General features: G+C 72.1%; 8 protein-coding genes. 1 reads left to right on the top strand and 7 read right to left on the bottom strand.

The genetic code is table 11. The annotated features are described in order from the left end of the window. Positions 1-500: 500 nt before the first annotated feature. On the top strand, positions 501-1,820 hold the full coding sequence (locus ACFYOU_RS09005) for an ATP-binding protein (RefSeq protein WP_391304952.1): 1,320 nt from the start codon (positions 501-503) through the stop codon (positions 1,818-1,820). A 31-nt stretch (positions 1,821-1,851) separates the two neighbouring features. Here ACFYOU_RS09005 and ACFYOU_RS09000 read toward each other — a convergent pair whose 3' ends face one another. The 7 genes from ACFYOU_RS09000 to ACFYOU_RS08970 form a co-directional block, all read right to left on the bottom strand. Next, entirely contained in the window at positions 1,852-2,679 is an 828-nt protein-coding gene (locus tag ACFYOU_RS09000) for an alpha/beta fold hydrolase (protein WP_391304325.1), read from the bottom strand. A 111-nt stretch (positions 2,680-2,790) separates the two neighbouring features. Then, a complete protein-coding gene (dpgD, locus tag ACFYOU_RS08995) occupies positions 2,791-3,594 on the bottom strand; it encodes an enoyl-CoA-hydratase DpgD (protein WP_389770948.1) in 804 nt (267 codons plus the stop codon). Beyond that, a complete protein-coding gene (dpgC, locus tag ACFYOU_RS08990) occupies positions 3,591-4,940 on the bottom strand; it encodes a (3,5-dihydroxyphenyl)acetyl-CoA 1,2-dioxygenase DpgC (RefSeq protein WP_391304323.1) in 1,350 nt (449 codons plus the stop codon). The genes dpgD and dpgC overlap by 4 nt, the downstream gene beginning before the upstream one ends. Then, complete coding sequence (gene dpgB / locus ACFYOU_RS08985; protein WP_389770943.1) at positions 4,937-5,605, bottom strand: enoyl-CoA-hydratase DpgB; 669 nt, start codon at positions 5,603-5,605, stop codon at positions 4,937-4,939. Before dpgB ends, dpgC begins: the two co-directional genes overlap by 4 nt. Before the next feature lie 23 nt (positions 5,606-5,628). Continuing rightward, the gene (gene dpgA, locus ACFYOU_RS08980) at positions 5,629-6,780 is read right to left on the bottom strand and encodes a 3,5-dihydroxyphenylacetyl-CoA synthase DpgA (RefSeq protein WP_391304321.1); all 1,152 of its coding nucleotides are present in this window, start codon (positions 6,778-6,780) and stop codon (positions 5,629-5,631) included. 274 nt (positions 6,781-7,054) lie between these two features. Beyond that, complete coding sequence (locus ACFYOU_RS08975) at positions 7,055-8,503, bottom strand: aminotransferase class I/II-fold pyridoxal phosphate-dependent enzyme (RefSeq protein ID WP_391304319.1); 1,449 nt, start codon at positions 8,501-8,503, stop codon at positions 7,055-7,057. 306 nt (positions 8,504-8,809) lie between these two features. Then, positions 8,810-11,488, bottom strand: a complete 2,679-nt coding sequence (locus ACFYOU_RS08970) for an AAA family ATPase (protein ID WP_391304318.1) — start codon at positions 11,486-11,488, stop codon at positions 8,810-8,812. Positions 11,489-11,508: the final 20 nt, after the last annotated feature.

Raw genomic sequence — 11,508 nt, 5'->3', positions numbered from 1 at the left:
CGTCTGAATTCCAGGCGGCGGAACGGTGCAGGGGCCCTCGGGGCGGTCGATGGGGCGAAGTCCGCGCCGGTGTGGTCCGGGTCGACTTTCACCGCCCGCGCTACCTCCGACGCGACCCTCCCGGTACTTCGTGTACCGCTGTCGACCGCGTGCTGAGTTTTCTGCGTGGACCCTTTCTACGAGACCCCCGGTTTCACCAAGGTTTCGCTCCACGGAACCGAGTTCCCGCCCCCTTCTCATGGGGGCGCGCGGCCTTCGTGCACGCCTGGTGCACGCGCCGTTCGCACCCGCGCCCGGTACCACCGCGACCGGTCGGGGCACCGCTACCGGTCGGGTGACGGCTGATCGTTCCGGGGACGGCGAGGGGACGCGGCGCCTACCATGGCGCCGCCCGCCGGTCGCCGCGCCACGGGTACCGGCCGAAATCGACGCGCGGCCGGTGAAACCCCGCGGAAACCGGGGACGGATCATCGTGGACGCGAGGAACACCGGACGTGAGGATGCCTATGTCGGTCGTCGCCACCATCACCCGTCGCGCCGTGCTCTCCGGCGGTTCCCGTCGTACCGTGCGGGCGAAACTGACGCTGTTGTACGGGGGGCTGTTCCTGATCTCCGGTGCGACCCTGCTGGCGATCACCTACGTACTGGTGCGGTACTCGATCCTGTTCGACCCGCCCCGGGACTCCAACATCACCTTCGCCGAGCAACCCGACATCACCGCTCCGCTCCCGCCCCAGGACGCAGCCCCGAGCTCCGTCAGCCCCGAGGGCCCCCGGGCGATCAACCGGGAAGAGGCGTCGAAGAGGGCGCGGGAGTTGCTCGCCACCCAACGTTCCGGGCTGATGCAGCAGTTGCTCAGCAACTCCGTCATCGCGCTGGCCCTGATGTCGCTGCTCTCGATCGCGCTCGGTTGGATCGTGGCGGGGCGCATCCTGCGACCGCTACGGACGATCACGGCCGCCGCCCGGGACATCTCGGCGACCAGTCTGCACCGTCGGCTCGCCCTGGAGGGGCCCGGCGACGAACTGAAGGACCTGGGCGACACCTTCGACGCGTTGCTGGTCCGGCTGGAGCGGTCCTTCCAGGCCCAGCGCCAGTTCGTGGCCAACGCCTCCCACGAGTTGCGCACGCCCCTCGCCCGACAACGGACCATCGGTCAGGTCGCCCTGTCCGATCCGGAAGCGAGCGTCGAGTCCCTGCGCCAGGCCCACGAACGCATCCTCGCCGCGGGGGCCCAACAGGAACGGCTGCTCGAAGCGCTGCTCACCCTCACCCGCAGCCATGCGGGGATCGAGGCGCGGCAGCCGTTCGACCTCGCCCGGCTGACCGAGGAGGTGGTGGACGCCCAGTCCTCGGGGGCCCAGCTGCGGGCGGTGGCGCTGCGCTCGTCGGTGACGGAAGCGGTGGCGACCGGCCACCGGCCGCTCGCGGAGCGCCTGGTGGTCAATCTGGTGGACAACGCGCTCAAGCACAACGCGCCCGGGGGCGAGGTGGAGGTGAGCGCGCGGACCGTGGACGGTCGGGCGGTCCTCACCGTCGCCAACACCGGACCGGTGGTTCCGCCGGAGAAGGTCGAAACGCTGTTCCAGCCGTTCCAGCGGCTCGGCGGCACCCGCACCGGGCGGCGCAGCGACGGGCTCGGTCTGGGGCTGTCCATCGTGCAGGCCATCGCCGTCGCCCATGACGCGACCATCGCCACCGTGCCGCGGCCGGAGGGCGGGCTGAGCATCACGGTCTCGTTCCCCGTGGTCCCCGTGGTGCCGGCCGGCCCGAAGGCCGCCGTCCCCCGGCACGGGAGGGCGACCGCCGGCAGCCGGTGAGGGTCAGGGGCGCCCGGTCCGCGCCGCGCGGTCACGAGGGCCGCGGGCCGGCCGGGAGGCGTCCGGCGAAGAAGTCGATCACGACGGAGTTCAGGGCGTCGGGCTGTTCCAGGTATCCGTAGTGTCCGCAGCCGGGCAGTTCCCGGTAGAGGGCGCCGGGGACGGCGTCCGCGACCTCCCGGGACAGATGGGGGCGGATGACCAGGTCGTCCTGGAAGGCGACGACCAGGCAGGGGCGGCGGATCGACCGGTAGGCGGAGAGCCGGTCGGGGATCTGGTCCACCGCCAACTGACCCCGCGCGGCCGACGGGTCGACGGAGGACAGCTCGAAGACGCCCAGCCAGTCCCGTACTTGCTCCTGGTCGTTGAGGGTGCGCGGGGAGAGGTTCTGGAGGGCCGCCACGAAGGCCGCGTAGGCGGGGGGCAGGGTGATGCCGCTGTCGGCCAGCGCGAGATCGGCGGCGGCCATGGCGCGGATCACCTCGTCGGTCCGCCCGCTCGACGCGACCAGCACGGCCTGGCGGACGAGTTCGGGTCGGGCCACCAGGAGTTCCTGGACGACGATCCCGCCCAGGGAGTGGCCCAGCACCCGGCAGGGGCCGGCGCCGAGGTGCTCGATCAGCCCGGCGACGTCCGCCACCATGTCGTCGAGGGTGAAGTCCCGGTGGCCGGGTCCGTCGGGGGCGAGCCCCCGGTTGTCGAGGGTGATCACCTGGTGGCCCGCGGCCTTCAGGGCGGGCACCTGGTGGGTCCGCCAGATCCGGCCGGGGCTCCCGGTGCCGGCCACCAGCACGACGGGTTCCCCCGCACCGTGGACGTCGAAGCTGAGGTCGATCCCGTTGATCCGCGCTCGTGGCATCGTCTTCTCCTGTCTGGCGGCTCCCGTCCGCCGGCGGCTACCCGTACCGTGCGGCCCCTACACCCGTGCGGGGCCGGGGCCGCACGGGGCGGCACCGCGGCACCCGGCGGGTCAGCCGTCGGTCCACACGGGGTCCCGCTTCTCGCGGAAGGCACGGACCCCCTCCGCGGCGTCGTCGCCCCGCCGGCGGCGCTCCTCCCAGACGTAGGAGGTGGTGAACGCCTCCTCCAGCGGGAGGTCCACCGATCTGAGGGCCGCCTCCCGGATGGCGCGCACCGACAGGGGGGCGGCGCGCACCAGGTCGTCCGTCCACCGGTCGACCGCCTCGTCGAGCCGGTCGACCGGGGCGACCTCGTTGACGAGCCCGAAGCCCGCGGCGGTGGCGGCGTCCATCCGACGGCCGGTGAGCAGGTACCCGAGGGCGACCCGCTCGGGCAGTTGCCGGGCCAGCCGGAACACGCCGCCGGCCCCCGGCACCAGGCCCAGGCGCACCTCGGGGAGCCCGAAGACCGCTTCCTCGGAGGCGATGACCAGGTCGCAGGCGAGGGCCAGTTCGAAACCGCCGCCCAGGGCGTAGCCGTGGACCCGGGCGAGTACCGGCTTCGACCGGGTGAAGCGGTCGGTGAGCCGGGGCCAGCCCGGTTGTCCCCGGCTGCCGAACGTGGTCGGGGCGGCGCCCTCGGCGTCGAGACGGGCCCGTTCCCCCAGGTCCTGCCCCACCGAGAAGGCGCGGTCGCCCGCACCGGTCAGCACCGTGACCCGGATCGTGTCGTCGGCCTCGACGTCGTCCCAGATCCCGGCGAGTTCCTCGTGGGTGCGCAGGTCCATCGCGTTGAGGACCTCGGGCCGGTCCAGGGTGACGTACGCGACGTGGTCCTTCTTCTCGTAGCGCACCCGGGCGCGGTCCCCGCTCACGGGGCCCCCGCTGTTCGTGCGGCGCCCGCGGCGAACCGGCCGACCTTGCGGATGACGTCCTCGCCGTAGATCCGTAGGGACTGCTGGAGCGCGAACTCGGCCAGGTAGGCGCGGAACGCGTCCGGGGGTTCCTCGGCGAGGTTCAGCATCCTGCGGTTGGCGAGGACCGCGTCGCCGTCGAGCCGGGACACGGCCCGGTCGATCGCCGCGTCCATGTCCCGCGGTTCGGCGACCTCGTCGATGAGGAGCCGCGCCTCCGGTTCGGTCGCCCAGAGCCGGCGTCCGCCGAGGACGACCTGCCGGGACAGCCGCGGGCCGACCTGGCGGCCCAGCCGGAAGTTCGCGGCGCCCGGGATGATGCCCTCCTGGGCGGCGGGCAGGCTGAGGTACGCGTCGGACGCGGCGAGCACGTGGTCGCACACCAGCAGCAGTTGGGCGCCGCCGCCGATGGCGAACCCGTCCACGGCGGCGACCCAGGGCTTCTCGACCAGCGGGGTGTGCCAACGGCCGGGCGCGTCGGAGCCGGTGTCCGGGTCGGTCCCGGTGTGGACGCCGCGCACCATCTTGTTGATGTAGCCCAGTTCGCGGCGGAGGAGGAAGCCGACCAGGGAGATCCCCCCGGAGCTGAGCTCCTTCAGGTTGATGCCCGCGCTGAAGACCCGTCTGCCCTGGTAGCGCGGGTGGGTCATCACTCCGCCGCGCAGCAGGCCGACCCGGACCCCGGGGTCCAGCAGGGCGAGGTCGACGGCGGTCTCCATGTCGTCGACCTGGCGGCCGTCCTCGGCATTCAGCCGGTCGCCCCGGCACAGGGTGACGTGGGCGACGCCGTCGACGCGTTCCAGGCGCACGGCCTCCAGTTGGACGACGCCGTCGCGGAGGAACTCGGGCAGCAGGTCCCGGGCCCGGGCGGTGGGCCGGAGCATGGCGTCGACGAGGTGCGGTCCTGCGGTGGACGAACGCAGGACGGCCCGCAGGAACACGCCCTGGTCGATCTCGTGGCCCTCCTTGGCGGCCTGCGGTCGGCCGCGTTCGACGGCGAGTTGGTCCTCGGAGGGCACCAGGCCGGGGTACTCCTTGGCCGCCGCCTCGACCAGTTCCCCGATCCGCAGGTTCGCCGTGCGGCCCTCGGTGAGCCGGTCGTACACGGTGTCGACGTGCTCGTCCAGGAAGCGGACGCGGTGGGACCGCGCGGTGTCCTGGGCCGCCGCCACCGCGGCCCGCTGCTGCGGTGTGCGCGCCCCGGGCTCGGGGAGCGCGGCGAGCAACTCCTCGACCCGCCGGGCGGCTTCGGCGAGCGCCGTCCAGCCGGTCGGGGCCGCCTCGCGGGGCGGGAGGGACGCCGTCACCGGGCGTCCACCACGGCAGCGGTGCGGCGCAGGGCGCGGTCACAGGCCGCGAGGTGGGAGCCGATGGCGTCCTCGAAGCTGGTGGAGGTGGCGTCGAACAGCAGTTGGCGGCGGATGGCGAGTTCCTTGCCGGACAGTTCCCCGGCGAGTCGGGCCACCGAGGTGAGTGCGGCGTCCGGGTCCTCGGTGAGTTCGTCGACGATCCCCAGTTCGTGCGCCTCGTCGGCGGGTATCGGCACGCCGAACAGCACGGCGCGCCGGACCCGGGCGGTCCCGGCCTGTTGGACGAGTCGGTAGGCGGCCATGCCCGGCCAGGTGGCCTCGCCGTCGGTGGCGACCAGCAGCCGGGCGTCGGGGGTGGCCAGCCGGATGTCGGCGGCGAGGAACACGTCGAGGGCCGGGCCCCCGGTCTCCCCCGTGGCCACCGCGACGGTGGCGGCGGGCAGGCGCTCCAGCCGGCGCAGTGCGCGTTCCCACTTGGTGACCAGCGCGACGTTCAGCCCCTCGGTCCAGCCGGGGCCGGGGCGGCCGGTGACCCGGGCGGTGATGACGCGACCGCCCACGTCGCCGGACGACCGGTCCTCGGCCTGGTCGCAGACGTCGGCCAGGGCCTTCACCGAGGCGAGCGTCAGGGGCGCGGTGCCGTCGATCTTCACGGTGGTCACGGTGTCGCTCGCTTCCCGGGCGGTCACCACTGGACCAGCGCCGTCTCGATCGTTGAACCCGGCCCCATGGTCATGAGGACCCCGTACTCGCCGGGACGGGTGACGTGTTCGTCGAGCAGTCGCTCGTAGGAGAAGAGGAAGGACCCGCTCGACACGTTGCCGTAGTCGCGGAGCACTCCGACGGTGTGCCGGAGGTCGTGGCGGGTCAGCCCGAGGTTGACGATCACCGAGTCGATGACCTTCTTGCCGCCGGAGTGGACCAGCCAGTGCTTGATGTCGCTGCGGCGCAGTCCCGTGCCGGTGAGCAGACGGTCGATGACGATCTCCGCGTGCGCGCCGACCACGTAGGGGACCTGGGGGTCGAGGAAGAAGCTGAACCGGTCGAGGTCCCGGTCCCAGTCGTAGCGCATGGCGTCGAGGGCTTCGGGGATGATGCAGCTCGCGAACTTCAGGACGTGGGGTCCTTCGACGGCGCCGGGCGGGCCGGCGTCCGGTCCGGACATCAGCGCGACGGCGCCGGCGCCGTCCCCGAAGAGGCTGTTGACGACCGCGGTGCGCATGGTGGAGTCGAAGGCGTACGCGGCGGAGCAGGCTTCCGCGCACAGCACCACGGCGAGTTCGCCGGGATGCGCGGCGGACCAACCGGACACCACGTTGAGGGCGTTGAGTCCGGCGTTGCAGCCCATGCCGACGATGTCGGAGCGGCTGCAGTGCCGGTCGATGCCCAGTTCGCGGATGAGGCGTGCGCTGAGTCCGGGGGTGAGGAACCCGGTGGTCGTCACGCAGCAGAGGTGGCGCAGGTCCGAGAGTTCGGCGCCGGCCCGCTTGAGGCAGGCCCGCAGCGCCTCGGTGCCCATCTCGATGGTCAGCCTCTTGTGCTTGTCGAGGAGGTCGCCCTGCGGTTCGGGGACCCGGACGCCGTCCTCGTCGGGGTCGGGCACGGTGAGGTGGCGCGTGTCGATGGCGCTGTTGAGGAACACGGACCGGATCTTGGGGTCGGTGATCCCGAAGGCGTCGAGCACGTCCGGCTGGCTGTACACGGTTCCGGCGGCGGCGGTGCCCACGCCCACGATGCGCGGGGCGAAGGGCGTCAGGAAGCCGGGGGCGCCGGCGTGGCGTGCGGCGGGCACGTGCTCCTCGGTCAGGAGCTCCGGTGCTGCGGTGTCTGTGGTCATCGGAAGGTCCATCCCCACATGCGCGGTTTGCTGCGCGGTCGTTGTGTGGTCGTGCCGGTCATTCCCGTCCCTTTCCGGGTGGGGGCGTCCGGTGACGCCCGGCGGATTCTGGATACGCCCCACGAATTTCGATGCTTCTCGGTTTCGCACTTCTCCGGTACTACGGGTCTGCGGATCTCTGCGGGTCTCTGCGGATCTACGGATCACCGCCCCGCGGGGTCTTTCGCGCGGGTTTCGATGTGCGGAGGGATTGTGCTGCCCGACGGTTCGTCCGTCAGTCGCGGGTACGGTCCGCCCCCGCGCCCCCCGCTGGGAATTCCGCGCTCTCCGCCTCGATGAAACGGGCGAGCCGTGCGGTTCCCTCCTTGATTTCCGCGGGGGTCAGATAGCTGGTGGACAGGCGCAGGGCGCACTGTCCGCCGCCCTGCGGATAGAAGTACCGCATGGGCGTCCAGATGACGCCGTGGTCCTGTGCCGAGCGACCGAGTGCCGCGTTGTCCGCCGGGAAGGGCACCTGGACGCGGAGGAAGAACCCTCCGGTGGGTTCGTTCCACCGCACCCCGAGGGCGGCCCTGCGTTCGGCGGGCAGGCTCTCGTCGAGACAGCGGAGGGTGGTGGCCATGGCCTCGCCGTAGTAGGCGGCCGTGTCCGCGCTGTGCCGGGAGATCCGGCCCTCCGCGGCGAGCAGCGCTCCGGCGACGACGGCCTGGCTCAGCGACGGGGTGTTGACCGTCACCATGCTCTTGATCTTGGCGAGTTCGTCGGCGAGCAGCCCGGTGCGGCCCGCCTCGTCCACGACCTCTTGGTCGGCGACGGCGAACCCGACCCGCGCGCCGGGGAAGAGCGTCTTGGAGTAGGACCCCAGGTGGATGACGCGCCGGTCCCGGTCGAGGGACTTCAGGGTCGGCTGCGGGGTCCCGGGGCTCACCCGGCGGTAGGGGCTGTCCTCGATGACGAGGAAGTCGTGGCGGGTCGCCAGCTCCAGCAGTTCGGCGCGGGCGGCGGGGCCCAGGGTGGTGCCGGACGGGTTGGAGTGGTCGGGGACCACGTAGAAGGCGCGCGGCCGGCGCCCGCGGGCCTTCTCGCGTCGGACCACGGCGTCGAGGTCGGCGCAGACGAGTCCTTCCTCGCGTTCGTCGACGGGGACGACGGGTACGTCGAGGAGGCGTGCCGCGCCGCTGATCCCCACGTAGCAGGGGGTGGCGACGAGGAGGACGTCCGCGGGGTCGCGCATCAGGGCGCGCAGCACCAGCAGCATGGCCTCCTGGGCTCCGACGGTCACCACGATGGACTCCGGGGGCACGTCGACGTCCTCGTCGGTGCGCAGGGAGTCCGCGATGACGCCGCGGATCATGCCGGCGGTGGGCCCGTACTGGAAGAGCGCGGTCCGCAGGTCGCCGGGGGTGCCGCCGTGGGCGGTGAGGTGGTCGAGGTAGCGGCGCAGGTGGTCGGTGATCTGCTCGTTGTCGAAGAACCCGTCGTACGGCCGCCCGGGGCCGAAGGAGATCGCCCCGGGGTAGCGGTGGGTCACCTCGTTCAGGAAGTTCATCGTGTCCAGCACCGGGTCGGCGAGGCTCGCGTGCAGGGCGGCCCTCGACAGCTGGTGCGGGGCGGGGCGGCCGGCGTCCGCGGGGGGTCCGGCGGCCGCCGGTGCGCCGTCCGGTGTTCCGGAATCCGGGGTGGTCACGGCCCGCTGCTCCTCGTCGACGTCCCGTCCGGTCATGAATTCTCCCATGCGCCATGAATCGAGATCACTGGGACCATTCGAGATCGCTCAGGATCACTCGAAGAACGTCTGATTTCGATTTCGACGGTCAGGCTCACATGAATTGCGGCGTCGCGACAACCTTCGTCCAACCGAAAGGGACCTGCCGGTTGGACGCATTGTGGCACGCATGCGGAACACCCGGGCGGTGAACACCCGGGTGCGTGGCGCACGGGAGGGGGAAATCAGGGGGTGGGAAGTGAAGGGGGTGGAAGTCAGGGGGTGAGAAGTTCGTGCGTGGAGGAGTACGGTCCTTCTCCGCCCTCAACGGCCATTGGGCAGGCACGAGGGACGGCCGTGGACCTGGAGTGCCGAGGGGAGGTCGTTGCGGCCCCGCACCCGTAGCTTCCGATAGATTTTGGTGAGGTGTTGTTCCACCGTGCTCATGGTGATGAACAATCTGCCGGCGATCTCCCGATTGGTGCAACCAGAGGCCGCGAGGGCGGCCACCCTGCGTTCCGCTTCGGTGAGTTCGACGAGTACGGGGAACGACTCCTCGCCGCCGTGGTCGACGGTGGCCGTGGTCTGCGCGCCGGCCCCGCCGAGGGAGGACCCCGGACCGGAGCCCAGCCCCGGGGCCTCCCACCGGTGGGGGCGGGTGTGGGCGGCAGGCGGGCGGGTGCCGTGGGAACGGGCCGCCCGGTCCCTGAAGTGGTCCGGGACCCGGCTCCCGTTGCGGCGCAGGAGTTGTTCCTCCATCAGGCTCCTGGCCTCCTGGACCCGGCCCATGGCGACCAGCGCGGCGGCGGCGTCGTCCCGCCAGTCCACCAGGTGCGGGGCGTCGATCCGCCACTTGCGCATGAGGTCCCCGCAGGAGCGGAAGTGCGTCAGGGCGGTGTGCGGGCGTCCGACGGCCAGGTGGTAACGGCCGAGCGCCTGGAGGTACGGCAAGGCGAAGGGGGTGTCGAACATGCCGGCCGGTACGGGGACGTTGAGCACCGACAGGACGGAGTCGAAGGCGCCCAGTTCGGTGCCGGACCGGATGGCCAGGGCGAGCGGCAGCCCGACCGCCACCCCCCAGGAGGCGGGCGCGACGAGTTGCAGTACGGTCCGCGCGGACGCGCCCGCTTCCAGGGCCTCCCCCCGGCGCAGGGCCGCGGCCGAGCGGACGGTCTCCAGCATGGCCCGGCGCATGGGCACCCGCTCGATCCACCGCTGTTCGAGCAGTCGGTCGGACCAGGAGACGGCGTCGTCGAGGCGGTCCGTCTGGATGAGCAGGATGAGCGCGAGGATCGTTGCGGCGAGGGGGCTGCCGGCGCGGGTGGCGCGCAGCACCTGGTCGGCTCCCTGGACCTCCTCGCCGTCGCCGCCCCCGTCGGTGGAGAGGTTGAGGAAGGTCAGTGCGGTCAGTGGTCCCGCGCCCGCGCCGGCGGCCATGGCGTCGAGCGGGTCACCGGTGACGTCCCGCGGGTCCCGGGCCAGGTCGGGGGCGCAGAAGGAGAGCGCCAGCCGCACCAGTCGCACGCCCGCGCGCCCGGGTCCGGTGGTCACGGGGGCGGGTTCGTGGTCCTGCTGGTTCTCGATGCGCTTCAGGAGGTCGTCGGCGCGGGTGAACTCGCCCCACCAGATGAGGTGCTTCACCGGGACCAACGCCTCCGGCCCGGTGAGCAGGCCGAACCGGACCATGCGGATCAGTTGGTCGAGGTGTCGGGTCGCCTTGGCGGGGTCGATGTGCCACTGGGCGTCGGCGAGTTCGGCGGTGACCTGTGCTTCCTGGGCGGGGTCGGTGCAGATGCCGGAGGCGTGGCGGAGGTATCCCACGGCGGCGGCGACCTCGCCGGACACCATGGCCTCGTGCGCCGCCTCACGGAGGATCTCCACCCGCCAGGGGGTCCGTACGGAGTCGTGGGCGGCCATCAGTTGCCGGGCCACCGCGACCGCGGAGGCGCCGCCCTCGTGGAGGAGTTCGGCGGCCCGTCCGTGCATCTCGGAGAGTTCGCCGGCCGGGACGTCGGCGAGCACCGCCAGTTGGGCCTGTTCGTGACGGAAGCGGGTGGCCGTGAGCAGTCCGGCGGCGTGCAGGGCGCCGAGGCTGCCGTTGACGAGGATGCCGTCACCGCCGACGAGTTCCCCGATGAGCGACTTGGTGGCCGCGTCGCCGAGGACGGCGAGGGCACGGGCGGCCACCAGCATGTCCGGTGGGCAGCGGTGGAGGCACCGCACGACGGCGTAGCGGTAGGACTCGCCCGGTTCGGGTTCGCCGGGTTCGGTGCCGTCCGTCGTGCGGTCGTCGATGAGGGCGTGCAGGAGCAGCGGGTTGCCGCCGCTGACCCGGGTCCACAGTTCGACCTCGTGGTAGGAGGGTGCGGAGCCCAGGCGGTCCCGCAGTTGCGCGGCGACGCCCATCACGGTGAGCCGGGTCAGTCGGATGCCGTGGCAGTAGGGGAGGTGCAGGGTCTCCGCGTGGAGGGTGACGAGTTCCCGGTCGTGTCCGGTGCACTCGTTCATCACGATCATGACGGCGGAGGAGTCGATGCGGCGGACGAGGTAGCTGAGGACCTCCAGGGAGGCGGCGTCCGCGAAGTGCACGTCGTCGATGCCGAGGACCAGGGGGCTGTGCTGTTCGGCGAACTCGCACACGGAACGGCAGATCCGTTGGAGCAGCCCCAGGGGAACGGGGCCGGTGCCGAGCGCCCCGTCTCCCGGGGCGGGGCCGCCGATGTCACCGGCGACGAAGGGGTCCGCCTTCATTCCGGCGGCCCGCAGTGCGGTCACCAACTGGTCGGCGAGTCCGAACCGGTGGTGCTGTTCGCTGGCCGAAGCGGTGATGGAAACGAACAGCGCGCCGTTTTCCACGGCCCTTTCCGCGAATGCCGACAACATCGCGGTCTTTCCCGATCCCACGGGGCCGTTGACGAAGACGACGGATCCCCGGTCAGCGGCACACCGCAAGTAGAGTCTGTTGAGTAACTGAAGGTCGGCATTCCGTTCTGCGAGGTTCACAGGTACCCCCCGTACCGTAT

Source organism: Streptomyces sp. NPDC005955 (assembly GCF_042871255.1).
GTDB lineage: Bacteria > Actinomycetota > Actinomycetes > Streptomycetales > Streptomycetaceae > Streptomyces.
Note: the sequence above shows the minus strand (reverse complement) of the source record. Positions and strands in the feature narration are given on the sequence as shown.

Coding starts and splice junctions, on each gene's coding strand:
- dpgA (WP_391304321.1), bottom strand. CDS start 6,780: ATGACCACAGACACCGCAGCACCGGAGCTCCTGACCGAGGAGCACGTG.
- ACFYOU_RS08975 (WP_391304319.1), bottom strand. CDS start 8,503: ATGACCGGACGGGACGTCGACGAGGAGCAGCGGGCCGTGACCACCCCG.
- ACFYOU_RS09000 (WP_391304325.1), bottom strand. CDS start 2,679: ATGCCACGAGCGCGGATCAACGGGATCGACCTCAGCTTCGACGTCCAC.
- ACFYOU_RS09005 (WP_391304952.1), top strand. CDS start 501: ATGCCTATGTCGGTCGTCGCCACCATCACCCGTCGCGCCGTGCTCTCC.